Genomic DNA, 26,135 nt, shown 5'->3' with positions numbered 1-26,135 from the left:
TTTAAAAAAATGAAAAATTTAAATTATTTAATCGTAACATTTTTATGTGGTGTATTACTTGTATCATGTAACGACGAACTAGATGAAGCTTTTCGAGAAGCAGGAGAGGCTACACCAATTTTAAACGATATCACTTATGAATTAACTTCAGATGATTTTGAGGGTTTTGATGATGAGGAAGACGATTTTTACGAAATATTTAATGCATTCCCTTCAATAGAAGATGCAGAAATTAAAATTGCTCCTATTTTATCCAATAGAATAAATACAGCAGTAGATGGTCTAAATGTATTTGTAGATGTAAGTTACACACCTGGTGGCAATACTAATGATGAAGATTTTTTAAGATATATCACAGCTGATAAGTACGAGTTAAGAGCTTCTGATTATCCAACTCAAGGGTCTGGAGCATTTCTACCTAGTGAAAGTGAAGAAAGTTTTTTAGAAACTATTGTAGCTAGAGTAAATTCAACGCCACAAGAAGGAGATATAACTAGAGTAGAATATCTTAAGTTTAACGAAGCTCCTGAAGATGGTACTAGAGTAATTAGCGAAACTAATTTTGGTGCTTTTGAAGGGTGGATACCAGTTGATATAACAGGAGATCAATCTTGGTCTGAAGGTGTAGATTTCGGTAATGTACAAATGAGTGGTTTTAGTAGTGGTTCTAATTTTGAAAATGAAGATTGGTTAGTTTCGCCAGTTCTTGATTTTTCTGATAGTGCAAACCTAAGAATACAAATTAATCAAAATTTCAGATTTGGTAATCCAGATAATTTAGGTATTCAAGTATTAATTGCTACAGATTATACAGGAGATGTCACAACTGCTACCTGGGAAGAAGTAACATTTACAACGGTACCTACTAACAATGATAATGACTATGTACTGTCTGAAGATGTAGATGTTTCTAACTTCGATGGAGAAATAGTTAACATAGCTTTAAAATACGAATCTACAGACTCTGCTTCTACAAGATGGAGAGTAAGACAGATAAATGTAAAAGCAGGAGGGTTAGAAGGGTCAACAGATCAGTTATTTGCCTTTTTAAGATACAATGGTACAAATTGGGAAATTTTAGATGAAGACAATGTTTATGTGTTAAAAGATACTGATTACGACGAGATGGGAGCCCCAGGACGATTTAATAACTTTAGTAACTCTGTATTACCAGAAAATTATTTGCCAACATTTGTAGCTAGAGAATTTCCTTTTGCACAAGAAGATGATAATATATTTTTGGTATATCAGTTCTTTTTTGGAGGTTCTACAGGAACATTAACAAGAGGTACATTTTATGAATTTGGAACATCTTGGTTAGCACCAGCAGCAACACTTAAGTTTACGTACAATAACGGAAGGTGGGAGCCAAATAATGCGATCCCGTATGAGTTCATATCTGATGATTATGAAAGGGTAGTAACCGAGTTAGCATCAATAGAAGATTTAGCAGACGAATTAGAGAATTTAGAACGTTTCGGTAATTTTAATAGAAGAGAAGGTGGTTCTACTTTTTGGGATGAAGACGAACTATTATTGGCTTTCAATATTGTATTAAAAGCAAATTTTCCAGATACGGAAGTAGGTAAAAGATATGAAATTACTATTTCTGCATTTCCTACAGGAACAGAAACATATCTTTTAGAATTAAGCGAAAGCGGAGATTATATTTATGTTATCCAATAAAATATCTCATTAAGTATAACATATAAAGCCAGTATCCTAATACTGGCTTTATATATTTAATATAGCATTATGAAGACAATACAAGTAATTAAATTCGCGTTAGTTGTTCTATTTATTACAAATTGCTCTAGTTCAGATTCAATTGAACCACCAGTTCCCAAACCAGTTGCTTTCGATGATTTATATACTACGGTGCAGAATAGAGAAATTGTAATTTCAGATATTTTAAGAAATGATGAAAACGTTCAAGGAACGAGTTTAGAATTGAACACAATTAATACCAAAGGCGGAGTTGTAAATGTTAATGGCATAATTACATTTACTCCAGAAAACAATTTTATTGGAAAAGATTCTTTTAGTTATACAATTTGCGAAACAGTACAAAATAATTGTTCTACGGCCACTGTTTTTATTGATGTTGAAAAAGGTAATGTTTCTATAGCAGTTGAAGATAGCTATATCACTATCGCAAATAAAACTTTAACCATAGATGATTTAACATCTAATGATGTTTTAGAAAGTAATGTAACCATTTCATCAGTTGATAAAATTGCCAATACAGAAGGTGATGTCACACTAGATAATGAAATTGTGATGTATATACCTAAAACTGATTTCGTTGGAGAAGATATTTTTACTTATACCATTTGTGATGATAACGGTAATTGCTCTTCAGCGCCTGTTAGGATAACCGTAGAAGATGGTATAAACGCCATAGATGATAATTATAATGCTTCAAATACTATGGCGCTTACAATTTCAGATCTTTTAGATAATGATGTTGTTATCGCTGGAACCACAATTTTGGAACTTGATACAAATACTATACAAGGTAGTGCAATATTGCAAGCTGATGGTAGTGTAGTATATACGCCTAGTAGTAATTTTATAGGAGAAGATACTTTTACCTATACAATATGCGATAATGATACTCAAAATCAAACATGTGCTACAGCTAATGTAACTATAAATGTAGTTGCAGGTATTAATTTTAATATCCCAATAGCTCTACAAAATTATTATAATGATGTTTTATTTGTAGAAGATGTAACTATAATGTTTGACGAAATAGAAAGTTTAACACAAACAAAACACACCACAATATTAACTTATGGGCAACGGCATAATTTCTTATATGATGCTGATGAAGATTTAAGTAATACGGCAAATGTTGTTTTAATGTATACTGGAGAGAGTAGAGATGAACGAGAATGGACGTCTGGTTCTAATTCTCATACGCCACAAACATTTAATACTGAGCATGTATATCCTCAATCACTATTAGCCGAAAGGGATGAAGGTGAAGCTTTTTCAGATTTACATCATTTAAGAGCTTGCGATGCTGCTGTAAATAGCAGTAGGTCTAACTTTAGATTTGTAGATAGCAGTGGTAGCAATGCCTTGATAAATGAGAATTCTTGGTATCCAGGAGACGAATGGAAAGGTGATGTAGCACGAATGATACTGTATTTAAATATAAGATATGGAGAAACGTTTACAAAAGTCGGTTCAATAGAGCTGTTTCTAAAATGGAATAGAGAAGATCCTGTGTCAGATTTTGAAGTACAGCGAAATACTGTAATTTTTGGTGCTCAAGGTAATCGAAACCCATTTATAGATAATCCTTTTATAGCTACTCTTATTTGGGGCGGTGATGCTGCAGAGAATAAATGGTAATAATTTATTGAATAATTTAAACCGCTTCTTACTAAGAAGCGGTTTTTTTATGAATTAAAATCATTATTTTTGAACTTCTAAAAACTATAAAATCATGTACGAAACTATTCAAGTATTACATTCCTATTGGGCTTATTTAGTGCTTTTAATACTTATTCTTGCAACTGGTAATGCGTTATTTAAATCTGTTACAGGAAAAGAATATAGCCCTAAAGACTTTAGAATTTCTTTATTTACTTTAATTGTTTCGCACATTCAATTATTAATTGGCTTGGTATTATACTTTGTTTCACCAAGATTAGCTTTATTTAGCGAACTAGGAATGGGCGGTGTTATGAAAGATGCTATTAACAGATTGTATCTTGTTGAGCACCCAACTATAAATATTATTGCCGTAGCTTTAATTACGATTGGCTACTCAAAACATAAAAAGAAGCTAACATCAGGTCCTAAACTAAAAATCATTGCTATTTTTTACACCATAGCACTAGTCTTATTTTTATCAAGAATTCCGTGGAGTGCTTGGTTAGGGTAAGACGTTTTTAAATAGTTTTAGACCTCACAGGTTTTTAAAACCTGATAGGTCTTTTTAATTTCTCCCCTTAGGGGAGATGTCCGATAGGACAGAGGGGATCTCTTTTATAACATACACATAAACAGGAAAGTGATCGCTATAGCCATTACTAAAACCACCATCACTCCAACTTCTAAAAGGGTAACCTTTATATTTCCCATTTGAAGTAATTAAATAGTTCTTGTTAAAAATACCAGCTTTATAGTATCTAAAGGATGAATACTCTTTTTCAAGAAGCGGTTTAGATACGATAATTTGGTCAAATAAACTCCAATTATCTCTGTAGGCAGTTGTGCCTAAGCCCTCCCGATAAAAGTTTTCGTAAGGATTATAAAGCTCCTTAAAATCGACTTTTTTGCGTTTCCTTTTAGTTTTTAAAGCATCCTTTAAACTTGGATTATTAGGGTTGTCATTCATGTCACCCATAATAAATATTTTAGCATAAGGGTCTTCGGTTTGAAGCGAATCTACAATTCGTTTATTCAATTTTGCAGCGGCTACTCGTTTAGGACTGCTTCTTGCTTCTCCACCGCGTCTTGATGGCCAATGATTTACAATAATATGAATCATATCATCCTCCAACTGGCCACTTACCACCAATTGGTCTCTAGTCGTGATACGTTTTCCATCTTGGTCGTCGTATATTTTTAATTCATAAGTATTAGTATGCGTGGGTGTAAATAGACTTTTCTGATATAATAGTCCTACATCAATACCTCGCGCATCTGGAGAATCATGATGTATAATACCATAATCTTTTTCAATCAAAAGGGAATCATTTACAAGATCTTCTAAAACAGTTCTATTTTCAACCTCACAAACACCAAGAATTACGGGAGTATTATGTGTATCTTTTTTACCAATTTCAGAAATTACACGTGCCATATTTCTTGTTTTTTGATCATAAGCTTCCGCACGATTGGTTTTTAATTCCATTATAGGGCTATATTCATCAAATTTTAAAGGATCGTTTATAGTATCAAATAAGTTCTCTAAATTGTAAAAGGCAATGGTGTGTATTTTAAATTTTTTTTCTTGAGCATTCAAGTGTATTGTGATACTCAAGAAAATAATAAATGTTGTAAGTTTAAAAAAATTCATCAATAAAGGATTACAGTTTGTATATTACAAAACCTAAGCCAAAGTTATAGTATTGACTCAAGTTTTTTAGAATCAATCAGTTACTTTTTGGTATTTTGGTGTCGTAAAGGTAAGTATGAATAAAATAACCCTCATTTTTTTATTCGGATTTTTTTCCATTTTCAGCTTTTCTCAGCAGACTATTGTAAGAGGAAGCGTTAAAGATGCCGTGTCTTTTCAGCCTATTTTGAATGTGACTGTTGAATTAGAAGGCACACAATTAGTAATGCTTACAGATGTTCAAGGGGAGTTTCTTTTTGATACAAATATGCCTTTTGGAGAGCAAATTCTTAAAATTTCAAAAACAGGATATACTACCAAACGTTTTCCGATTGTTATAAATGAAGCACAAACGGTTGATATAAGTGATATGACTTTAGAGCGGGATATATCTCAAAGTCAAGATTTATTTACTATTACACTTTCTGATGATGAGTTAGATAATGACGCCGTTGGAGCTGATAATATTACAGGTTTATTATCATCATCTTTAGATGTATTTCAAAGAACTGCTGCATTTGAATTTAGTCAGTCGTTTTTTAGATTACGAGGCTTAGATTCTGAAAATGGCTCTGTGCTTATCAATGGCATTCCAATGAATAAATTGTTTAATGGCAGACCACAATGGAGCAATTGGGGCGGTTTAAACGACGTAATGCGTAATCAAGAATTAACCACAGGTTTAGCGCCATCTGATTATAATTTTGGAGGTATTTTAGGAACTACAAATATTAACGTAAGAGCCTCTCAGGCTAGAGAAGGTGGGCGGTTAACGTATTCGTCTTCAAATAGAAGTTATACCAATCGTTTATTAGCAACGTATGCTTCAGGATTACTAAAAAATAATTGGGCATATACCATGTCTTTAGGAAGACGTTGGGGAAATGAGGGGTATCAAGATGTTACGATTTATGATGCTAACTCTTTCTTTTTATCTGTTGAAAAAAAATTGAATGATAGCCATAGTTTAAATTTTACAGCAATTTACGCGCCTAATCGTAGAGGAAAATCATCACCTAACACCCAAGAAGTTTTTGATTTAAAAGGCATTAGATATAATGAGTATTGGGGGTTTCAAAATGGAGAACAACGCAATTCGCGAATTAAAGAAGTTGAAGAACCAATTTTTATGCTGAACCATTATTGGGATATCTCTTCAAAAACTACGTTGAATACAAACGTAGCTTATCAATTTGGAAAACTAGGGAATAGCAGATTGGATAACAATGGTACCGATTTGGAAAATGGTGTGCCAGAAGGTGGTGGTGCAAACCCAAGTCCGGCATATTATCAAAATTTACCAAGCTATTTTGAACGGAACTTCCCTAACGATTTACAATTTGCATTTTTAGCCTTACGTGAATTTCAAAATGATGGTCAGGTAGATTGGAACACATTTTACGAAGCGAATATTTCAAATGCCCAAAACGGTGGTAACGCGAGATATGCATTATATGAAGACAGAGTAGATGATACTCAATTAACGTTTAATTCTATTTTAAATTCAGCGTTAAATGATAACATCATTTTAAACGCGGGTTTGAGTGTACAGGCCTTAAAATCAGAGAATTTTGCCGAGGTTTTAGATTTACTTGGGGCTGATACGTATTTAGATATCGATCAGTTTGCTGAAAATGTAACTGAAGCTCAAAACGATTTGCAAAATCCAAACCGACTGGTGGGTGTTGGCGATACATTTAAGTACAATTATAACCTGTTTGCCAATGTGATTAAAGGGTTTGCCCAAGCACAGTTTAGATATAATAAACTAGATTTTTTCTTGTCTGCTAGTGTTACCAATACGCAATATCAAAGAGAGGGTTTATACCAAAATGGAGCGTTTCCTGATAACTCTTTGGGTAAAGGTGAAAAACTAAACTTTACAGGTTTTGGAGCAAAAGGTGGTTTAACGTACAAAATATCGGGAAAACATTTATTGACGGCAAATGCTGGATTTATTACTAGAGCGCCATCGTTAAGAAATACATTTTCTAATTCTAGAGAAAACCATAATGTAGTACCAAATATTACAGAAGAAAAAATATTGTCTACAGATCTGAGCTATATATTCAGGTCGCCAATTATTAAGGCAAAAATTACAGGGTATTATACTAAAATTCAAGATGCAAATGAGATATCATTCTTTTTTGCAGATGGTATTGGTGGCGATAATGTGGCGTTTATTCAAGAGATTTTACAAGGAATTGATAAGCAACACATTGGCGGCGAATTGGGTATTGAGGCACAAGTAACACCAACAATTAAATTGAAAGGTGTGGCTTCTGTGGGGCAATTTACCTATGCCAATAATCCAAATTTATTTTTAACCACAGAAGCTGATGATGAATCGGTTGCTGCGGGTTTTGTAGATGGCTTTAAGGATTTTGGAACGTCGAATTTAAAGAATTACAAGATTGCGGCTGGACCACATAGGGCATATTCCATGGGATTTGAGTACCGCGACCCTGATTTTTGGTGGTTTGGAGCAACCGTAAATTTCTTTACTAATACGTATATTGATGTGAGTCCGCTAACACGTTCGTCAAATTTTACAACCGATTTTGATGGCAATACGTTTAATGATTATGATGAAAATTTGGCTAGAGAATTATTACGACAAGAACGTTTTGATGATTATATGGTGGTAAATTTAATAGGTGGTAAATCTTGGAAAATAGGGAATAAGTATATAAGCATTTTTGCAAGTGTGAATAACCTGTTGGACGCTGTGTTTAGAACTGGAGGTTTTGAACAAGGGCGAAATGCGAACTTTAGACAATTGCGAGACGACCAAGCTTTGGATATACCCGTTTTTGGCTCTAAGTATTGGTACGGACGCGGTGCTACGTATTTTTTAAATGTGAATTATAGGTTTTGACAATTCTGTGAATTGTCATCCTGAACTCGTTTCAGGATCTCAATACTACAGATAAGTTATTATAAAATGAATAAAAAAGCACTGGCGGATGAGACCGCGTTAGGGATTGAACGGCATGTTTGAAATCCCCGACGCAGGAGGGATTGAGTAGTGAAAGCCCGACCCTTTAGGGTAACGCCCAAAATATAAAATGTATTAAAAGTATATGTTATGAAAAAAGTGAATAACATTTTGATTGGAATATTGGGATTTTTAGCAATTTCCTGCGTAAACGACGACGATTTTGGTGTGCCAAATATTGAGACTGAAGATCCTGTAATTCCCAGAGAAAAGCTAACCACGTTTAAGGCTGTAAAGTCACTTTTTGAGCAAGCGGTAAACGGTGGAAATGGGATTGCGGTAATTCGAGATGATATTTATATTGAAGGTTATGTAGTGTCTTCGGATAAAGGTGGGAACTTTTTTGAGGAATTGATTATTCAGAATAAAATTGATGATAGCAGTCCTGATAATGATCCGCGTTTAGGTTTTAAAATTGATATTAATCAAAGTAGTTTGTCAGATACTTATCAATTTGGGCAAAAAGTACTTGTGAAATTGCAGGGATTGGCTGTGGGCGAATCTAACGGTGTGGTTACTATTGGAAGTGAAAATGGTGTAAATGTAGGGCAAATTCAGGCTTCAGAATATCGTGATATTGTGTTAAGAACCAATACTATTGCTGAGATACAGCCAAAAGTTGTGCGTATTCCTGAATTAACCCAAGCAGACGAAAACACTTTAATTCAGTTAGATAATATGCAACTGAATAGGTTTGAGTTAGGTGCTACATTTGCTAGTGAATCTTTTGATGAGTTTGATGGGTTGCGCTTAATGGAGAGTTGTAATTCTGGCGCACAAATTATCATGCAAACCAGCACATTTTCCGACTTTAAAACCTTGTTAGTGCCACAAGGAAATGGGAGTGTGATAGGGATTTATAGTCGAGATTTTAGGGATGATTTTAGTGTGTTACTTCCAAAAAGTTCATCGGATTTAAGTTTTGATAATACAGCGCGTTGCGATCCATTAGAGTTTTCATGTGGCATAGCATCTAGTTTTGGTACAGGAAACTTATTTTTTGAAGATTTTGAATCGCAGCGCAATAACCGCCCAATTGAAGGTAATGGTTGGACAAATTATATTGAAGTAGGCACAGAAGCATGGGAAGCGTGGACATCAACATCTACAGCCGTAAATTCTTCTTTAGGACGCTCGTGTAGATTTCAATCTGGAGGTTCCAGTGATGTGAGTAATATAGGTTGGCTTATTACTCCAGAATTTGATTTGGATGCTCAAGACGGTGAAACCTTACGTTTTAAAACCTCAAGTAGTCGTGCCGATAGTAGTTTTATGGAAGTATTTTATGCTGATGATTGGGATGGTACTGAAGATGGGGTTACAAGTGCCACATGGCAAATTTTAAGTGATGCCTATGTGGTAAAAGATTCAGATTCTTTTGTAGAGTGGTTCACCTCTGGAACTGTGGATTTGTCTTGTATTTCAGGAACTATTCATGTCGCTTTTAAATATACTGGTGGCGGGCAAGATAGTTTTGATGGGATTTATGAGTTGGATGATATTAGTGTGGATTTTGTAGAATAATGATACCTTTACAGTAACTTCAACTATATGACACTATTCGACTCTTTTTTTCTTAATATATTTCAATATTACAAAAAGAAGAAAAGCAAAAAAGCTATTAAAATGGCTACAGTATATGTTTCAGTATTGCAATGTAGTTTATTATTACTCTTAGGTGTTTTTTTTGCCGGCTTTTTTAGGCAAATGCATGTGGATACGATGTCTTCTTACAAAGCTTGGACACTATTAGTACTGTTAGCAGTCGCTACATTTTTTAAAAACTGGATGCAATACAGTGGCAAAAAGCGAAACTTACTTAACGCAAAACGATTACAACAAAAAAAACAAGCTTATAGTATTTGGATACTTTGGTTACTCCCTTTTACTGTTTTAGCTTTAGCATATATTCTATTTCAATCTATATAATTATTTTTTCAAAATAGTATAAACAGGAAAGTGGTCGCTATAACCACCTTTATATTTTTTTCCAGCATAAGTTCTATACGGCGCACCTTTATAATGCCCTTTAAACGTCTTTAAAAAATCTGCATCAAAAATATTTGCTTTAAAGAATTCAAATTCTTTTTTAGAACTTTTAAAAAAGTTAGTAGATATTAAAACTTGGTCGAATGTAAACCACTGTCTTCTGTGTTTAACTGTACCACGTGTAAAAGAGCGTAAGGTTTCAAAAGGATTAAATAAACCGTGGTCTGCTACTAAGCGTTTTAAGCTTTCATTTTGTGGCGTATCATTGAAATCGCCCATTACCATAATTTTTACGTTTTCATCTTTTTGAGTTAAGGCGGAAATAATTTCGCTCACCTTTTCTGAAGCTGCTAACCGTTTGGGCTCAGATTCTTTTTGTCCTTCACGTCTAGACGACCAATGATTTACTATAAAATACATTGTTTCACCATCTAAAATTCCTCCAACGAGTAAAATATCACGCGTGTAATCAGGTGTGCCGTTATCATCGGTTAAAGGCACAGTAAAAGTTTCAGTATGCGAAACTTTGAAAACAGAAGTATCATATAACATGGCAACATCAATACCGCGTTCGTCTAAAGAATCAAAATGCACATATTGATAATTACAATCTTCAAGGTGTTTAGAGTCTATCAAATCTTGTAACACTTTGGCATTTTCTACTTCAGCTAAACCAACTATCGCAGGATGTTTTCCAGTGTCTTGTTTCCCAATATTTGAAATAGCATACCCTAATTTACGTAACTTATTTTTATAGCGTTTTGGCGTCCATCGCTTTACCGATTCGGGTAAAAAATCGTTGTCATGCGTTAATTTACTATCTTTTAAATCAAATAAATTTTCAATATTATAAAACGCTACAGTTTGCATATCGTGGCGTATGGGTATATCATTAAAATCGTCTATCATGGGTCAAAAATAGGTTTAAATTTAGAAACTTTAAAATGCCAGCAATTGCGTAACTTTGTTAACGTAAAATTTTTATAATCGTAAGGCATATATGGGATTAGAGAAGGCAGTTTTAATAGGCATTGTAACAAAAGATCAAGACGAAACTAAACTTAAAGAGTATTTAGATGAGTTGGAGTTTTTAACATTTACAGCAGGTGGTTACGCCGTAAAACGTTTTACTCAAAAAATGGATATGCCTAATGCTAAAACCTTTATTGGTTCTGGAAAAATGGAAGATGTTCTTAAGTTTATAAAGGAAAATGATATCGATACTGCCATTTTTGATGACGAATTATCTGCAGCACAAGAACGTAATATTAGTAAAATATTAGATGTAAAAGTTTTAGATCGTACTAACTTAATACTCGATATTTTTGCGCAACGTGCCCAAACTAGTTATGCCCGAACACAAGTAGAATTGGCGCAATGTGAGTATTTATTACCACGATTAAGAGGTATGTGGACGCACTTGGAGCGCCAAAAAGGGGGGATAGGCATGCGCGGACCTGGAGAAACCGAGATAGAAACCGATAGACGTATTGTACGCGATAAAATTGCTTTATTAAAAAAGCGTATAAAAACTATTGATAAGCAAATGGCGGTACAACGTGGTAACCGTGGTAAAATGGTTCGTGTGGCACTTGTGGGTTATACTAATGTTGGAAAGTCTACTTTAATGAATGTTGTAAGTAAAAGTGAAGTTTTTGCAGAAAATAAGTTATTTGCTACCTTAGATACCACAGTGAGAAAAGTAGTCATTCAAAATTTACCATTTTTATTAAGTGATACGGTTGGATTTATACGCAAGTTACCAACCCAATTGGTAGATAGTTTTAAAAGTACGCTAGATGAGGTTAGAGAAGCTGATTTATTATTACATGTAGTTGATATTTCGCACCCAAATTTTGAGGAACATATAGCTTCTGTAAATAAAATTTTAGGTGAAATAAAAAGTAGCGACAAACCCACAATTATGGTGTTTAATAAAATTGACGCCTACCAACCTGAACCTATAGATGAAGATGAGCTAGATACCGAAAAAACCAAACGCCATTATACATTAGAGGAGTGGAAAAGTACCTGGATGAGTAAAGTTGGTAACAATGCCTTGTTTATTTCAGCTATTAATAAAAGCAATTTAGAAGATTTTAAAAAACGTGTATATGATGAGGTTAGAGAAATACATGTCACCCGTTTTCCATATAATCACTTCTTATATCCTGATTATAATTACGAGGATATGAAGTAATTTTACTTCGAGTATTTTATCTAAATTAGATACTTATCAAAATTTTGAGGTTGCTAGCTTTGTTTTTACAAGGGTTTTAAAAAGGATAGGTTTTATGCTAAGCTTAGAGAAGATCTACAATTCTAAACGCAAAAAAAAAGCACTTTCCATTTTTATTGGAAAGTGCTTTTTTTTTAAATTTTAGTTAAGCAAAATTAGAAATTGTAGCTTAAACCAAATGTGTAATATGTTTGTAAATCGTTATCTACAGAATCAAAAGTTTCACCAGCATTACCTAAAATATTTCTAGAATAGTTTAATGCTTCTTGCTTGTTATTTCTTAAACCAAAATCAAACCCAACACCAATCATTTTCCATAACGTGTAGCTAAAAGAGTTAGTCCAGGTCCAGTTTGATAAATCGCTAGATTCATAACTTTGGAAAGCTGATAAGTTAGTTTTAAACCCAACAGCACCAATTTGTCTTGTATAATCTGCAACAATTTTAGCACCAAGAGATGAGTTAAAAATAGTATTGTCATCAGCAAAAACAAAGTTGTAGTTTAATGGGTGTACTACTACTATTAAGTTTTCAATAGGCGTCCATGTAGCACCAATACCAACATCTAAATATCCAGGATCATTAAAGTTATTTAAAATAGTTGTTCTGTATTCCGCTAATGCTGATGCAGCAAGTGTTTTAGAAATGTTTCTACCATATAAAGATGAAATATTAAATACATCTGTAGTAGGCTCAAAACTATCACTATCCGTAGCGATATCTTTATTGTCTAATTTTACCCAGTTTAGGTTAGTTGTTAAACTGTTTCTCCAAAAGAATTTCTCTTGAATCAAGTTAGCAAATCCATTAACGGTAAAACCAATATTACCAGAGTTATTGTTTGGTGCACCTTGTGCAAACCAGTTATTAAAGCCAGATAAGCTACCACCAATAGTACCAAATGCACCTTTTCTCCACCCTGGAAGCGCATCTATTTTAGCTTGTAATGCATCAACTTCTGCTTTTGCAGCATCTGCAACAGCTTGTTTCTCAGCTTTTTGAGTTTCTAACTCTTCTTTTGTTTGTGCTTGAAAGGCAGAAACACTAAGTAATAAAATTGCGAAAAATAATAGTTTTTTCATCATTGTCAGTTTTTAAAATGTTGGCAAATATAAATTAATTTTTAACAAATGTTTATTGAATTCTTTTTAATAGAATTTTAAATAATACGTTTTTAAGACCCCGTAAATATATAAAGGTCACTTATTTTTTTTGTAAAGCGGTACAGAAGAACAAGCTTCACCATACATAATAGATTTTGCTATAGGTTTTAGCTTGGTAGACAGCATGATATATGCGTTTTGTGGTACAGGTTTATTGGCACACCCTTTAATTATTATGGGCTTACCTTCATATTCTAAAACCTCTAAATTATTAATAATGTCTTGGTAAATAGATGTTTCCAACTGTTTTAAATTACCAATAATTACTTTTTTAACATAAGGCTCTAGTTGAATGCTTAATAGCATATATGCCCACCCAGGAATAATAGCATCACTACTGCAAGTTAGTGCTACATATGCATTTTTATAGGTACTCCAATCAAAATCTAAAACGTTCTGTCTAAATTCTTTTTCTCTAAGTACAAAACCCTCAAAGAGCCAATCTTTAATATCGAATAACACACGTTTGCCCTCGGGATAATAATCCTCAAGATTTAAAGTAATTAGTTTACTTTTCGCTACGCGATTTATGATTTCGTCTGGCATTTTATTCTATAACAATTTTATTTCTTACACCAATATAAGTTCGTTTATCGAATTCAAAATCAAAGTAATTTGCTTCTCCATTAATTCCAGAAATATGCAATTTTGATCGTCCTATTTCTAAACCTTTTTTATCGAAAGCTTTAGCGTAAACTATTTTGTCAAAATCTTTATTAAAAATTAAATACAAGGTTAGTAGATTATTTTCTCCACCAGAACTCTTATTTTTAATAGCATAAGATCCTGTTTTTAATCCATCTTTAAGTAGATTTGAGGAGAGAATAATATCACACTCAAGTGTTTTATCAACTCCCTCTGTAACACCCTCAAAAAATTCTGTAGCAGTTTCGCCAATAACTTCACCACCTCTATTTACAGTATTTTTTGTTTTATGGGCAATTCTATTACAAGATATAAAACCTAATAGTATTATAATTAAAAAATAATTAATAGAAATTTTCATAATATGATAAAATTACAGCATTCCTAATTCCAACTTCGCCTCTTCACTCATTAATTCTTGTGTCCAAGGTGGATCAAACGTAATTTCAACTTCAGCATCTTTCACATCGTTTAAAGATTTCACTTTTTCTTCGACCTCTAAAGGTAATGTTTCAGCGACAGGGCAGTTTGGTGTTGTAAGCGTCATTAATATTTTTACATCATAATCTTCGTTTACAAAAACATCGTAAATTAATCCTAGTTCGTAAATATCGACTGGTATTTCTGGATCGTAAATCGTTTTTAAAACGTTTACTATTTTTTCGCCTAATTCGGCAGTATCTATAGTTTCACTCATTTTTTTAAATGTTTAATGTTTAGTGTTTAATTCGCTAGTCGCATCAACGATTACACGAATCAACAGATAAACTAATTGAGTTGTGTTTGGTATGCAATGGCATACATTTTTAATTGCTTCACCATGCTTACTAAGCCATTAGCCCGTGTTGGTGATAAATGCTCTTTTAATCCAATTTTATCAATAAAATCAGTGTCTGCATCAATAATGTCTTTTGGATGTTGGTTTGAAAACACGCGTATTAAAATAGCAATAATACCTTTAGTGATTATAGCATCACTATCTGCAGTAAATGCTACTTTATTTTCGTCCATTTCAGCATGTACCCAAACTTTACTTTGGCATCCTTTTATGATGTTGTTATCAGTTTTATAGTCATCGTTAATTAAGGGTAAATCTTTCCCTAAATCAATCATATATTGGTAACGTTCTTCCCAATCTTCAAACATTGAGAATTCGTCTATTATTTCATTTTGAATTTCTTCAATACTCATACATTCTTAATTTTACACAAAAATACAACAAGAAAAAATGCTATTCAATATTTTCGACTATTGATAAGATTTCTTTAACTAATCTAGCAATTTCTTTTGGAGGGTTTCCATGATCAAAAGGAGAAGATTCATAGGTAGTTCCATTTGATGTTATTTTGAAATGTGCTAAGTCTGCACCATCAAATAAAAATTTTTTGCTAGGTGCTTTTATATCAAATAGATTTTCAATTTCAATAGCATTTGATAGTTTTACTAATGTTTCCCATTGTATAACATTGCATGGTATTTCTAGTGATTTAGTACCTCTTTTTTTTGAAAGAGTAATAGTGTTCTCATCAACTTTTATATATTTATAAGCACTCCTTGAAGCGGTAGAATATTCAAAACTCATTTGAGGTGATTTAATATCCTTAGTTGCTAAGAGTAAAGGTCTTTTCTTATAGAATAATGAAAATCCGTTTTCTACAAAAAGAACACTATCGGCTTTATCAATGGCTTTAAGAAGTTTACGTTCTATTTCATTTTTATCTTCAGAACATAGTTTTTTAGTTGTACCTAAAGCATCAAATTTTAACGAATTTTCATTTAAAATATATGAACCAAAAAAGCGATTACAGCCAGAGAATCCTGATATTTTTTTTTGTGTATTATCAAAAGTAATGTTAAGTTTAAAAACGGATACATCTTCTTGATTTAATTCTGTTATTTTATAGGTACCGTTAAGTGTTTTCAAAATAGTATCATCGTTTTGTAGACTTTGCATTAATTGGTATTCTGTTGGTCCCCAACAACAACGTAATACAATCATGCTAAAAATGAGTAGCATTGTTTTCATGTAGTTTATAATTTACAATGAAATATACAAAAAGAACGCCAAAGTTTTAAGACAGCATCATTTTAGCTTTCTTAATACCTTCTACTAGTGTATCAATTTCTGCTTTGGTATTATAAAAGGCGAAAGATGCTCGGATAGTGCCAGGAATTTTATAGAAATCCATTATGGGTTGTGCACAATGATGTCCTGTTCTTACAGCTATTCCTAATTTATCTAAAATAGTACCAACATCATAAGGATGTATACCCTGTAGATTAAATGAAATGACTGATGTTTTGTGTTTTGAAGTGCCGTATATTTTTAATCCTTCTATTTCTAAAAGTTTTTTTGTGCCATACTCTAAAAGCTCATTTTCATACGTTGCAATATTATCAAAGCCAATACTGTTCATATAATCTATAGCTGCACCAAAAGCAATACCGCCGCAAATGTTTGGTGTTCCAGCTTCAAATTTATGAGGTAAATCTGCGTATGTGGTTTTTTCAAAAGTTACCTCTGCAATCATTTCACCGCCACCTTGATAAGGTGGTAACTTTTTAAGCCATTTTTCTTTACCATATAACATACCAACTCCTGTTGGTCCGCAGATTTTGTGTGCTGATGTTACGTAAAAATCTGCATCTAAGGCTTGCACGTCTGGTACTAAGTGTGGTGTTGATTGTGCACCATCTATAAGTACAGCTGCACCAACATCATGAGATTTATCGATGATATATTCAATAGGATTTATAGTGCCTAATGCATTTGAAATATGATTAACAAACACTAATTTTGTGGTTTTAGAGAGTAGTGCATCAAATTCTGAGAGCAGTAGTTCTCCATCTTCATTCATTGGGATCACTTTTAAATGAGCACCTGTGCGCTCGCATAACATTTGCCATGGTACAATATTACTATGATGCTCTAAAGCTGAAACAATAATTTCATCACCTTTTTTTAATAGTGATGAGAAACCGTTTGCTACAAGATTTATACCGTGAGTAGTACCCGATGTAAAAATAATTTCATGCGTATGTTTCGCATTAAAATGGGTTTGGATTTTTTGTCTTGCAGCTTCGTATAAATCAGTAGCTTCTTGACTTAATTTATGAACGCCACGATGTATGTTTGCGTTGTAATTTGAATAATAATCTACAATAACATCAATAACTTGTTGTGGCGTTTGTGATGTTGCAGCATTATCAAAATACACCAAAGGTTTTCCATTTACTTTTCTAGAAAGTATTGGGAAGTCTTGTCTTATGGTTTCTACATCAAACATGGCAGATAGGTTAACTCCGTAGTTGCCATTGGACTATTCTCATAGTCTTAACCTTTTTGCTTTTCTACAAAAAGATATAGTGGATAACTCGAAATAGTTTCAAATAAAAATTTTATAGATCAAATCCAATATTTACACCTAACTTATTGGCAATAATCTTGGTAATACGTTGCTTAAGTTCAGGAATTTTAACCGATTCTAAAACGTTATTACTAAACGCAAACATTAAAAGTGCACGTGCCTCCTTTTCTGGAATACCACGAGAACGCATATAAAACATAGCGCTTTCATCTAACTGCCCGATTGTACAACCGTGAGAACATTTTACATCATCTGCAAAAATTTCTAGTTGCGGTTTTGTGTTTATAGCAGCTTTATCGCTTAATAAAATATTGTTGTTTGCCTGAAATGCGTTGGTTTTTTGCGCTTCTTTATTTACAAGAACTTTTCCGTTAAATACTCCTGTAGATCTATCAGAAAAAATGCCTTTATAGTCTTGATGACTTTCGCAATTCGGTTCAATATGATGTACTAGTGTATTGTGGTCTACATGTTGTTTGTTGCCAATAATGGTGATACCTTTTAAGGTAGAATCCATACGCTCTCCTTCTTGGTAGAAGTTTAAATTATTACGTATTAATTTACCACCAAAAGAAAAAGTGTGTACCGATGCAAAACTTTCTCTTTTTTGTTTTACAAAGGTACTATCTATTAAAGAGGCATTTTCGTTATCGTTTTGAATCTTGTAATAGTCTACAATAGCACGTTTGTTTGCAAAAATTTCAGTAACGCTATTGGTTAAAACAGGGTTTTCTGTTAAACTTTGGTGACGTTCTATAATTTGTACATGAGAATTCTCATCAACCACAACTAAATTACGAGGTTGTAACATAGTTGCCGCTTCGTTACCTGTTGAGAAGTGTATGATTTGTATTGGTTTCTCAACTACTTTATTTTTTGGAATATGTATATAAGCACCTTCTTGAGAAAATGCGGTATTTAGAGCTGATAAACTGTCTTTTTCTGCAGCTTTATTAAAATAATTTTCAATAATTAGCTGATATTTTGGTTTGCTAAGTGCAGCAGACATTAAACAAACATCAATACCCTCGTGCGTGGTTTGTGAAAGGTGTGATGAGTATTTACCATCTATAAAAATTATTTTATAGGTATCAATATCGTGAATGAAGTATTTTTTTACCTCACTATATTCTAAAGCATTTTCTTGTTTTGGAAAAACGCTGTAATCTTCTTTTAAGATACTGTTTAATGAGGTATATTTCCAAGCTTCTTCTTTTTTAGAAGGAAAGCCTTTTTCTTCGAATATTTTGATAGCATCAGATCTTACATCGTGAGCATAGGCATCTACATCCACTTTGTTTTCAAATGCTAGAAAAGATGATACTAGTTTTTCTTTTAAATCCATTGTTTTCAGTTTTCAATATCAGCCTTAGTTTTCAGTGAAAGTAAAACTAGGGTGTGGACTGTTTACTATAATTTTAAATCTTGAGTGACCAATTTTGTATTGTGCTATTTGCAAGATGGGACTGAATACTATAACTATTATTAAGCGTTCACTTCTTCTTTAATCCAGTCGTACCCTTTTTCTTCAAGTTCGTGCGCCAGTTCTTTGCCTCCAGATTTTACTATTTTGCCATTATGTAATACGTGTACAAAATCTGGAACGATATAATCTAATAAACGTTGGTAATGTGTAATTACTACAACAGCATTGTCTTTACTTTTTAGCTTATTTACGCCGTTTGCTACGATACGAAGTGCATCAATATCTAAACCAGAATCGGTTTCATCCAAAATAGCCAATTTAGGCTCTAGCATAGCCATTTGAAAAATCTCATTACGTTTCTTTTCTCCTCCAGAAAACCCTTCGTTTAAAGATCGTGATAAAAACTTTCTATCTATTTCTAGCATTTCAGATTTTTCACGAATAAGTTTCAACATATCTTTAGCAGGCATATCCTCTAAACCTCTTGCTTTTCTAGATTCGTTAATTGCCGTTTTTATAAAATTTGTTACAGAAACACCTGGAATTTCGATAGGATATTGAAATGATAAAAATACACCTTTGTGTGCACGTTCTTCAGCAGCCAATTCTTCAATATCTTCACCTTCAAAAACGATGTTCCCTTCGGTGATTTCGTAGTCTTCTCTACCAGCAACAACAGATGCTAAAGTGCTTTTTCCAGAACCGTTAGGTCCCATAATAGCGTGTACTTCACCTGGGTTTACTTCAAGATTAATACCTTTTAAGATACTCTTGTCTTCAATGTTTGCGTGTAAATTATTTATTTTTAACATATGTTCTTCAAATTCTAAAATCAAAACTCAAAATTCTAAATTTTACCAGATTAGGCGTTTATAATTTATTATGAGAGGTTTGAAAATTATTATTAGCTTCCTAGTTTTACTGTATTATTTTCATCTTTAGAAATTGGTTTTACGTTTAAGATTTCAATAACCTCAACTTTATTTTCCCAAAGAATGATTTCGTGTTTTTCGTTTGTTATTTTGCCTCGAATCTCTATTTGAACCATATCCGTTGGTTCTGTTTTTAAAGCCTCAGCTTTTTTGTTAAGTTCATCGAAATTACCAGAAGGCAAAACTCCATAAATCTCTGCATGCGTTTGTAAAACAGCGGCACCGTTATGATATACAAAATCACCTTTTAAAAGGGTTAAGCCATCATTTTGTTTTGCAGTTTTTTCTGTGCTTTCAGTAGAAGTTTCAACTTCTTTTTTATCTGTTTTTGACTCGTTTTTGCAACTTAAAATTATTGTAAAAACTAGTAAAATAAAAACTATTTTTTTCATTTTTAAAATGGTTTAACCTACACTTCCTTCTAAGCTTATTTCTAATAATTTTTGAGCCTCAACAGCAAATTCCATTGGTAGTTTATTTAATACTTCTTTACTAAATCCGTTTACTATTAGAGCAATGGCTTTTTCAGTATCAATACCACGTTGATTACAATAGAAAATTTGATCTTCACCAATTTTACTGGTTGTAGCTTCATGTTCTATTTTTGCAGATGTGTTTTTAGCTTCAATGTATGGGAATGTATGTGCACCACATTCATTACCCATTAATAAACTATCACATTGCGAAAAGTTACGTGCATTTTTAGCTCTTGAATTTACTTGAACTAAACCGCGGTAACTATTTTGAGATTTTCCTGCTGAAATACCTTTAGAAATAATAGTTGATTTTGTATTGTTTCCTAAGTGAATCATCTTTGTTCCTGTATCCGCTTGCTGGTAATTATTGGTAACAGCTATGGAATAAAATTCACCTACTGAGTTATCTCCTTTTAAAATACAACTTGGGTATTTCCAAGTAACAGCAGAACCAGTTTCAACTTGTGTCCAAGAAATTTTAGCATTTTTCTCACATAAACCACGCTTGGTTACAAAATTATAAACTCCACCTTTACCTTCTGCATTTCCTGGAAACCAGTTTTGTACTGTAGAGTATTTTATTTCAGCATCATTTAAAGCAATTAATTCTACAACAGCAGCATGTAATTGGTTTTCGTCACGACTTGGCGCTGTACAGCCTTCAAGGTAACTTACATAACTACCCTCGTCGGCTATTACTAATGTTCTTTCAAACTGACCTGTTCCTGCTTGATTTATTCTAAAATATGTTGATAGTTCCATCGGGCATCTTACACCTTTTGGGATATAACAAAAAGAGCCATCACTAAATACAGCTGAATTTAATGCTGCATAAAAATTGTCTTTTTGGGGAACTACAGTGCCTAAATATTTTTTTACAAGTTCTGGATGCTCTTTAATAGCTTCAGATATACTCATAAAAATTATGCCTTTTTCGCCAAGAGTCTTTTTAAATGTTGTTGCAACAGAAACCGAATCTACTACAACATCCATAGCAACGCCTGCCAATTTTTTTTGTTCGTCTAAAGAAATACCAAGTTTCTCAAAAGTTGCCAATAATTCTGGATCAACTTCATCTATACTATCATATTTTGGCTTACTGTTAGGTGCAGAGTAGTACGAAATACCTTGAAAATCTGGTTTTTTGTAATGTACGTTTGCCCATTCTGGTTCGGTCATTTCTTTCCAAACACGAAATGCTTCCAAGCGCCATTCGGTCATCCATTCTGGTTCTTCTTTTTTCTTAGAGATTGCACGAACAATGTCTTCATTTAAGCCATTAGGAAAAGTTTCAGATTCAATATCTGTATAAAAACCATATTCGTATTCTTTGGTTTTTAACTCTTCTCTTAAATCATCCTCTGTGTATTTTGACATAATGCTTACTTAAATTTATAATGAAAATGATTCGCCACAACCGCACGTTCGGTTAGCGTTTGGATTATTAAAAACGAATCCTGTGCCGTTTAACCCACCAGAATATTCTAATGTTGTACCAATTAGATATAAAAAACTTTTCTTGTCAACAATAATTTTCACTCCATTGTCTTCAAAAACTTTATCGTCTTCTTGTTGTTGGTTATCAAACTTTAAATCATAAGATAAACCAGAACAACCTCCACTTTTTACACCTACTCGAACATAGTCAGTCACAGCATTATAACCCTCATCGGTCATAAGCTCAATCACTTTCTTTTTAGCCGTTTCAGAGACTTTTATCATATTATTATTTAAATTAAATTTAGTTTTTGACTTAATATTTTATTAAGACAGCGTCTAAATAGGGTACAAATATACAATATAAGTCCCTCAAACCTACATAACCTAACATTATATTAGCATATAGTTTTATAGGTTTTTATTATAATAATTTCAGGGTAAAAAATATAGGTTATATTGCTTTTTTGTCAAAGCTATAACCCGTAATATGATATTGTAATAAAGTGAATAAAATAAGATTATTAAAAGGTGATTTCTCTTATTTTAAAGTAGACGGAAAAAGATTTTGACTACTTGTTTATAGATAGACTTGTAATATTTCCGCTACTAGTTGATATAAAATGATTGTTGCAACACTTGCAAACCAGTTCAGAGGTTTCTTTGTTAATTTTAGATACAAGTTTATAATTGTGCCCAAAAACGGCACAAAATTTATTTACAGGGGTTTCAAAAGTCATTACGATACTAAATTTGGGAATATAAATATCGTAAATCGTTAATTAATTAACGATAAAATGTATTAATTTTCGACGAAATACACTTTTATAGTAATTTTTATTCTAAAATTAATAGACTTTATTTTAGAATATAAGTTCGTGTAGTGTTAAAAAATATACTATTAACTAATATCTTTAAATTTTTTTAAAAACTGTTTATTGTCTTTGCTACAGTCTTGGACTATTTCTCCTAAAGTGTTGTATTTAAAGGGTAATTTACAATTTTTACAAATTACTTTTGATGTTTTAAATGTGTTGTTATCATTTACACGAATAAAATTATGGCCAAATATCATACAAAATGGATGTAGTTTCATGGTAGGTTTCATTTACTATTCATCTTAACAGATAGTTAATATAGTAAATAAAAAGCTACAATTTTAATTTATTGTGATTAATTGTGTACAAAAATTTAGAAATCAATTTTTGAAATCAGGATTTGATATGAATTCTTGATCTGAAAGTGCTAACAGAAAGGCTTTTAAGTCAGATTTGTCTTTTTCAGACAAACCTACTCCTCCAAGAGACACTTTTTTCATTAAGGGGTCTATGGTTGAAGAATTTTGTAAACCTTCGCTGTAATGATTAATAACGTCTTCAATTGTATTAAATCTACCGTCATGCATATATGGCGCAGTATATTTTAAATTTCTAAGTGAAGGCGATCTAAATTTACCATTATCTGCGGGGTCGCCAGTAACTGCACCCAAACCTAAATCGGTAAACGATGCATCTAATCCATTATTATGAAAATCATTATCTGTCCAAAGCGGATTTTTATCACTACCGTGGCAATGAAAACAGTCTCCTCTAGCTTCGTCCATAAATACATCAAACCCATTTTGTTCTTCTATGGTGAGTTGAGCTTCACCTAAAAGAAATTTATCAAATTTAGAATTGGCAGAAATTAGTGTGCGTTCAAATTGCGCTATAGCCTTTGTTACTAGAGTAGAATCTATTAGTTGTGTTCCAAAGGCTTGTTTAAAAAGATAAGGATATTCTGGATGTTGCTGTAATTTTTGAGTTACATCATCCCAAGTGCTTTTCATTTCAATAGGGTCGGTAACTGGACTAAATGCTTGATGTTCTAGACTAAACGATTTGCCATCCCAAAAAAATTGTTCGTTATAATTCCAAGCAAGATTAAATAGTGGCATTGAATTTCTAGTACCCAAACTTCCATCTATACCATTACTAAATCTTGATACATCTGTGAATGCATTTTTTGGAGCATGACAATCAGCACATGCTATGGTGTTATTTCCCGATAAAATGGGATCAAAAAATAATTTTTTACCTAAGGCTACACCTTCAATTGTTTGTAGATTATCCTTAGGAATCACAGGAGGAATAATATTATCACTAAAAATTTTTGGTATATCTAGGTTAGATGCTGTAGGCTCGTATTGTTCTAAATTTTCATTAGAGCAAGCGCATAACATAAGTGTTACTATGATAGTGATATTTGTATACCAAGTTTTCAAAATCAATTAATTTACTGATTTTAAACTAAATACATTCTGTCCGTTTTCAAACATCATAATTTGAGCTGCAGAATTTGGCATAAGCATTTGATTAAGTTCATTCAAATCCCAAGTATTTGGAGTTTTAAACCATTCAGCTATATTCATTTCAATATGCAATATTGTTTCATTACCGATAATTACAGGGCCTAAATTAACTCTAAAAAAAGTATCCTTTGGGAAAGTAGGGTTACCTGGATTATCAACAGCGCGTATAGCGTGATAGTTGAAACCTTGTTCTTCATTTAAGTTATTTATAAACTTTCCATCAAATTGCATGTAGTGATAGCCACCACCTAACATTCCGGGAACATTGAATGATGCTGAATTTAGATCGGGATAACCACCATCTACATAATTATCTTCATTATCAAACCCAAATGTGAAAGAAACATTATTGTAAGTTCCTGATGGGATAGTACCAGTAGGATTAAATATTAGGTTTTGATTATTTGTTACATCAATTAGATTGTAAGCATTAAGTTCTAGGTTTTCGTTGTTTGATGATGTAAATGTTATGTCTGAAATTAGATATCGTAAGCGTTCAATACTCAGTTGTTCACCATTTTCATTGGTGAATTTTATGGTGTTGAAATCAGAATTTGTTACTGTAGTGCCATTCCAGGTATGTGTGAAGTTTAATGAGACATTTGTTTGAGTAGTGGTAGACTCACTTTCACACGCAAAAATTAGTAAACTAATTACAATTAGGTATGCAGTTTTTTTCATTTTTAATTTATTTTGAATATTAAAAGATCTGTAAATCCTTTGTTTTCTGTTATGTCCAGATTTGAGCTACTGGATTCTCCAACGGCAATAACAGAATCATCATTAAGTTCTACAACATCAAAAGCTAAATCTACGTTTGAGCCACCAATACTAGTTTGCCACTCTAAATTACCATTGTTTTTAATTTTAATTACCCAAGCATCATTTTGACCATTATTTTTTGAAATATCACCATCAGAACTTCTAGAACTTCCTGAAACTAAAAATCCACCATCGTTACTTTTTGAGATAGCACGTGCTGTGTCAAAACTAGTGCCTCCAAAAGTTTTATTCCATATAATATCTCCATTTGGTGTGATTTTGATGATAAAAATATCTGCAGCACCATTATTATTTGTAATGTCTTTATCATTACTTCTAGTGTCTCCAGCAATAATAAAATTACCATCATTGGTAGCTACAATTCCCCAAGCTTCATCTATTTGAGAACCGCCATAAGATTTCTCCCATATCAAATCACCAGTACTTGATATTTTAATTACCCAACAATCGTACGTGCCTTTATTGTTTTTAATATCTATATCGTTACTATCAGAAGCGCCAACAATTAAATAGTTATTATCTTCAGTTTGTAAGACATCATACGGTGTGTCTGTAAAAGAGCCTCCGAAAAATTTGCGCCATTCTAGTTCGCCATCACTATTTAACTTTATAGCCCAGTAATCTCCACCAGCATGAAGCGATGCTAATGTTTTGCTGTTGCCTTGACCATTAGAGGCAGATACATCTAAAACCCCCGTAATTAAATACCCATTATCGTTGGTTTCTGTTATGGCGTATCCAATATCGGCACCTAAAAACCCAAAAGATTTTTGCCAAATAATAGTTCCTGTTGCGTTAAGTTTTGCAATCCAAAAATCATTAGCCCCAGCATTTTTATCAATGTTACCATCTGTACTTTTAGTGTAGCCTAAAATAGCGTAGCCGTTGTCTTTAGTTTGAATAATGTCTAAACCTCTATCATCATCACTACCGCCATATGTTGTTTGCCATTCTAAGGTATTATTGCTATTAAATTTTAATAGCCAAAAGTCAAAAGATGTAGTTGTCTTATTTTCCACGTCACCGTCTATACTTTGCGTGTGTCCTAAAATAGCGTAGCCACCATCTGTAGTTTTAGTAATAGATTGTGCACTTTCATTTTGGCTTCCTCCAAGCGTTTTTACAAAATCAATGGTTTTAACAGTGGATACAGCAGAAATAGTATCATCACTTTTCGAGCATTTAAAAAAGATAACACATAATACCAACAAGACGCAGGTTTTATAGAATACTCTATTTTTCATTCAAAGTT

General features: G+C 32.7%; 25 protein-coding genes. 7 read left to right on the top strand and 18 right to left on the bottom strand.

The genetic code is table 11. The features are described 5' to 3' along the window. The first annotated feature begins 9 nt into the window (after positions 1-9). From ACKGJY_RS06120 to ACKGJY_RS06110, 3 genes are all read left to right on the top strand, one after another. Positions 10-1,686 carry a choice-of-anchor J domain-containing protein gene (locus tag ACKGJY_RS06120; protein ID WP_413972975.1) on the top strand — a complete coding sequence of 559 codons (1,677 nt, stop codon included), beginning with the start codon at positions 10-12 and terminating at the stop codon, positions 1,684-1,686. A gap of 69 nt (positions 1,687-1,755) precedes the next feature. Continuing rightward, entirely contained in the window at positions 1,756-3,363 is a 1,608-nt protein-coding gene (locus tag ACKGJY_RS06115; RefSeq protein WP_413972974.1) for an Ig-like domain-containing protein, read from the top strand. A 94-nt stretch (positions 3,364-3,457) separates the two neighbouring features. Further along, complete coding sequence (locus tag ACKGJY_RS06110) at positions 3,458-3,898, top strand: hypothetical protein (protein ID WP_413972973.1); 441 nt, start codon at positions 3,458-3,460, stop codon at positions 3,896-3,898. Positions 3,899-3,952: 54 nt separating this feature from the next. Here the strand turns inward: ACKGJY_RS06110 and ACKGJY_RS06105 are convergent, their stop codons facing one another. Next, positions 3,953-5,038, bottom strand: coding sequence for an endonuclease/exonuclease/phosphatase family protein (locus ACKGJY_RS06105; RefSeq protein ID WP_413972972.1), 1,086 nt, complete (start codon positions 5,036-5,038; stop codon positions 3,953-3,955). Between the two features lie 115 nt (positions 5,039-5,153). Here ACKGJY_RS06105 and ACKGJY_RS06100 point away from each other — a divergent pair, with 115 nt between their 5' ends. The 3 genes from ACKGJY_RS06100 (at position 5,154) to ACKGJY_RS06090 (ending at position 10,004) form a co-directional block, all read left to right on the top strand. Next, positions 5,154-7,955 (top strand): carboxypeptidase-like regulatory domain-containing protein, encoded by a 2,802-nt coding sequence (locus ACKGJY_RS06100; protein WP_413972971.1) that lies wholly within the window; start codon positions 5,154-5,156, stop codon positions 7,953-7,955. Positions 7,956-8,165: 210 nt separating this feature from the next. Beyond that, positions 8,166-9,599 (top strand): DUF5689 domain-containing protein, encoded by a 1,434-nt coding sequence (locus ACKGJY_RS06095; protein WP_413972970.1) that lies wholly within the window; start codon positions 8,166-8,168, stop codon positions 9,597-9,599. A gap of 102 nt (positions 9,600-9,701) precedes the next feature. Further along, positions 9,702-10,004, top strand: a complete 303-nt coding sequence (locus tag ACKGJY_RS06090; RefSeq protein ID WP_413972969.1) for a hypothetical protein — start codon at positions 9,702-9,704, stop codon at positions 10,002-10,004. Here ACKGJY_RS06090 and ACKGJY_RS06085 read toward each other — a convergent pair whose 3' ends face one another. Then, positions 10,005-10,973 carry an endonuclease gene (locus ACKGJY_RS06085; protein ID WP_413972968.1) on the bottom strand — a complete coding sequence of 323 codons (969 nt, stop codon included), beginning with the start codon at positions 10,971-10,973 and terminating at the stop codon, positions 10,005-10,007. It lies immediately after the preceding gene. Positions 10,974-11,064: 91 nt separating this feature from the next. Here ACKGJY_RS06085 and hflX point away from each other — a divergent pair, with 91 nt between their 5' ends. After that, on the top strand, positions 11,065-12,264 hold the full coding sequence (hflX, locus tag ACKGJY_RS06080; protein ID WP_413972967.1) for a GTPase HflX: 1,200 nt from the start codon (positions 11,065-11,067) through the stop codon (positions 12,262-12,264). Between the two features lie 194 nt (positions 12,265-12,458). Here hflX and ACKGJY_RS06075 read toward each other — a convergent pair whose 3' ends face one another. The 16 genes from ACKGJY_RS06075 to ACKGJY_RS06000 all read right to left on the bottom strand — a co-directional run bounded on the left by ACKGJY_RS06075 (position 12,459) and on the right by ACKGJY_RS06000 (position 26,127). Then, on the bottom strand, positions 12,459-13,385 hold the full coding sequence (locus ACKGJY_RS06075) for a DUF3078 domain-containing protein (RefSeq protein WP_413973003.1): 927 nt from the start codon (positions 13,383-13,385) through the stop codon (positions 12,459-12,461). Between the two features lie 117 nt (positions 13,386-13,502). Further along, positions 13,503-14,012 (bottom strand): DUF2480 family protein, encoded by a 510-nt coding sequence (locus tag ACKGJY_RS06070; RefSeq protein ID WP_413972966.1) that lies wholly within the window; start codon positions 14,010-14,012, stop codon positions 13,503-13,505. Between the two features lies 1 nt (position 14,013). After that, positions 14,014-14,472: a hypothetical protein gene (locus ACKGJY_RS06065; protein WP_413972965.1), complete on the bottom strand. Its 459-nt coding sequence runs from the start codon at positions 14,470-14,472 to the stop codon at positions 14,014-14,016. Between the two features lie 12 nt (positions 14,473-14,484). After that, on the bottom strand, positions 14,485-14,808 hold the full coding sequence (locus tag ACKGJY_RS06060; protein ID WP_413972964.1) for an SUF system Fe-S cluster assembly protein: 324 nt from the start codon (positions 14,806-14,808) through the stop codon (positions 14,485-14,487). 71 nt (positions 14,809-14,879) lie between these two features. After that, the gene (locus tag ACKGJY_RS06055; RefSeq protein ID WP_413972963.1) at positions 14,880-15,302 is read right to left on the bottom strand and encodes a SufE family protein; all 423 of its coding nucleotides are present in this window, start codon (positions 15,300-15,302) and stop codon (positions 14,880-14,882) included. A 40-nt stretch (positions 15,303-15,342) separates the two neighbouring features. After that, positions 15,343-16,137, bottom strand: a complete 795-nt coding sequence (locus ACKGJY_RS06050) for an META domain-containing protein (protein ID WP_413972962.1) — start codon at positions 16,135-16,137, stop codon at positions 15,343-15,345. 46 nt (positions 16,138-16,183) lie between these two features. Continuing rightward, entirely contained in the window at positions 16,184-17,398 is a 1,215-nt protein-coding gene (locus ACKGJY_RS06045) for an aminotransferase class V-fold PLP-dependent enzyme (protein ID WP_413972961.1), read from the bottom strand. A gap of 112 nt (positions 17,399-17,510) precedes the next feature. Continuing rightward, on the bottom strand, positions 17,511-18,824 hold the full coding sequence (sufD, locus tag ACKGJY_RS06040) for a Fe-S cluster assembly protein SufD (RefSeq protein ID WP_413972960.1): 1,314 nt from the start codon (positions 18,822-18,824) through the stop codon (positions 17,511-17,513). A gap of 140 nt (positions 18,825-18,964) precedes the next feature. Next, positions 18,965-19,717 (bottom strand): Fe-S cluster assembly ATPase SufC, encoded by a 753-nt coding sequence (gene sufC, locus ACKGJY_RS06035; RefSeq protein ID WP_413973002.1) that lies wholly within the window; start codon positions 19,715-19,717, stop codon positions 18,965-18,967. A gap of 92 nt (positions 19,718-19,809) precedes the next feature. After that, a complete protein-coding gene (locus ACKGJY_RS06030; RefSeq protein WP_413972959.1) occupies positions 19,810-20,229 on the bottom strand; it encodes a hypothetical protein in 420 nt (139 codons plus the stop codon). Positions 20,230-20,241: 12 nt separating this feature from the next. Next, positions 20,242-21,690 (bottom strand): Fe-S cluster assembly protein SufB, encoded by a 1,449-nt coding sequence (sufB, locus tag ACKGJY_RS06025; RefSeq protein ID WP_413972958.1) that lies wholly within the window; start codon positions 21,688-21,690, stop codon positions 20,242-20,244. Positions 21,691-21,705: 15 nt separating this feature from the next. Then, positions 21,706-22,035, bottom strand: coding sequence for a HesB/IscA family protein (locus tag ACKGJY_RS06020; RefSeq protein WP_413972957.1), 330 nt, complete (start codon positions 22,033-22,035; stop codon positions 21,706-21,708). A 616-nt stretch (positions 22,036-22,651) separates the two neighbouring features. After that, positions 22,652-22,858: a hypothetical protein gene (locus ACKGJY_RS06015; protein WP_413972956.1), complete on the bottom strand. Its 207-nt coding sequence runs from the start codon at positions 22,856-22,858 to the stop codon at positions 22,652-22,654. A 90-nt stretch (positions 22,859-22,948) separates the two neighbouring features. Then, positions 22,949-24,013 carry a cytochrome-c peroxidase gene (locus tag ACKGJY_RS06010; RefSeq protein ID WP_413972955.1) on the bottom strand — a complete coding sequence of 355 codons (1,065 nt, stop codon included), beginning with the start codon at positions 24,011-24,013 and terminating at the stop codon, positions 22,949-22,951. A 6-nt stretch (positions 24,014-24,019) separates the two neighbouring features. Next, a complete protein-coding gene (locus ACKGJY_RS06005; RefSeq protein ID WP_413972954.1) occupies positions 24,020-24,781 on the bottom strand; it encodes an MbnP family protein in 762 nt (253 codons plus the stop codon). Positions 24,782-24,783: 2 nt separating this feature from the next. Further along, entirely contained in the window at positions 24,784-26,127 is a 1,344-nt protein-coding gene (locus ACKGJY_RS06000) for a hypothetical protein (protein ID WP_413972953.1), read from the bottom strand. Positions 26,128-26,135 lie beyond the last annotated feature (8 nt).

Origin of the sequence: Hyunsoonleella sp. 2307UL5-6 (assembly GCF_047345485.1) — a bacterium.
Taxonomy (GTDB): Bacteria; Bacteroidota; Bacteroidia; order Flavobacteriales; family Flavobacteriaceae; genus Jejuia.
The sequence above is the reverse complement of the archived record's forward strand: the minus strand, read 5'-3'. Positions and strand labels throughout refer to the sequence as shown.

Coding starts and splice junctions, on each gene's coding strand:
- ACKGJY_RS06120 (WP_413972975.1), top strand. CDS start 10: ATGAAAAATTTAAATTATTTAATCGTAACATTTTTATGTGGTGTATTA.
- ACKGJY_RS06115 (WP_413972974.1), top strand. CDS start 1,756: ATGAAGACAATACAAGTAATTAAATTCGCGTTAGTTGTTCTATTTATT.
- ACKGJY_RS06110 (WP_413972973.1), top strand. CDS start 3,458: ATGTACGAAACTATTCAAGTATTACATTCCTATTGGGCTTATTTAGTG.
- ACKGJY_RS06105 (WP_413972972.1), bottom strand. CDS start 5,038: ATGAATTTTTTTAAACTTACAACATTTATTATTTTCTTGAGTATCACA.
- ACKGJY_RS06100 (WP_413972971.1), top strand. CDS start 5,154: ATGAATAAAATAACCCTCATTTTTTTATTCGGATTTTTTTCCATTTTC.
- ACKGJY_RS06095 (WP_413972970.1), top strand. CDS start 8,166: ATGAAAAAAGTGAATAACATTTTGATTGGAATATTGGGATTTTTAGCA.
- ACKGJY_RS06090 (WP_413972969.1), top strand. CDS start 9,702: ATGGCTACAGTATATGTTTCAGTATTGCAATGTAGTTTATTATTACTC.
- ACKGJY_RS06085 (WP_413972968.1), bottom strand. CDS start 10,973: ATGATAGACGATTTTAATGATATACCCATACGCCACGATATGCAAACT.
- hflX (WP_413972967.1), top strand. CDS start 11,065: ATGGGATTAGAGAAGGCAGTTTTAATAGGCATTGTAACAAAAGATCAA.
- ACKGJY_RS06075 (WP_413973003.1), bottom strand. CDS start 13,385: ATGAAAAAACTATTATTTTTCGCAATTTTATTACTTAGTGTTTCTGCC.
- ACKGJY_RS06070 (WP_413972966.1), bottom strand. CDS start 14,012: ATGCCAGACGAAATCATAAATCGCGTAGCGAAAAGTAAACTAATTACT.
- ACKGJY_RS06065 (WP_413972965.1), bottom strand. CDS start 14,472: ATGAAAATTTCTATTAATTATTTTTTAATTATAATACTATTAGGTTTT.
- ACKGJY_RS06060 (WP_413972964.1), bottom strand. CDS start 14,808: ATGAGTGAAACTATAGATACTGCCGAATTAGGCGAAAAAATAGTAAAC.
- ACKGJY_RS06055 (WP_413972963.1), bottom strand. CDS start 15,302: ATGAGTATTGAAGAAATTCAAAATGAAATAATAGACGAATTCTCAATG.
- ACKGJY_RS06050 (WP_413972962.1), bottom strand. CDS start 16,137: ATGAAAACAATGCTACTCATTTTTAGCATGATTGTATTACGTTGTTGT.
- ACKGJY_RS06045 (WP_413972961.1), bottom strand. CDS start 17,398: ATGTTTGATGTAGAAACCATAAGACAAGACTTCCCAATACTTTCTAGA.
- sufD (WP_413972960.1), bottom strand. CDS start 18,824: ATGGATTTAAAAGAAAAACTAGTATCATCTTTTCTAGCATTTGAAAAC.
- sufC (WP_413973002.1), bottom strand. CDS start 19,717: ATGTTAAAAATAAATAATTTACACGCAAACATTGAAGACAAGAGTATC.
- ACKGJY_RS06030 (WP_413972959.1), bottom strand. CDS start 20,229: ATGAAAAAAATAGTTTTTATTTTACTAGTTTTTACAATAATTTTAAGT.
- sufB (WP_413972958.1), bottom strand. CDS start 21,690: ATGTCAAAATACACAGAGGATGATTTAAGAGAAGAGTTAAAAACCAAA.
- ACKGJY_RS06020 (WP_413972957.1), bottom strand. CDS start 22,035: ATGATAAAAGTCTCTGAAACGGCTAAAAAGAAAGTGATTGAGCTTATG.
- ACKGJY_RS06015 (WP_413972956.1), bottom strand. CDS start 22,858: ATGAAACCTACCATGAAACTACATCCATTTTGTATGATATTTGGCCAT.
- ACKGJY_RS06005 (WP_413972954.1), bottom strand. CDS start 24,781: ATGAAAAAAACTGCATACCTAATTGTAATTAGTTTACTAATTTTTGCG.
- ACKGJY_RS06000 (WP_413972953.1), bottom strand. CDS start 26,127: ATGAAAAATAGAGTATTCTATAAAACCTGCGTCTTGTTGGTATTATGT.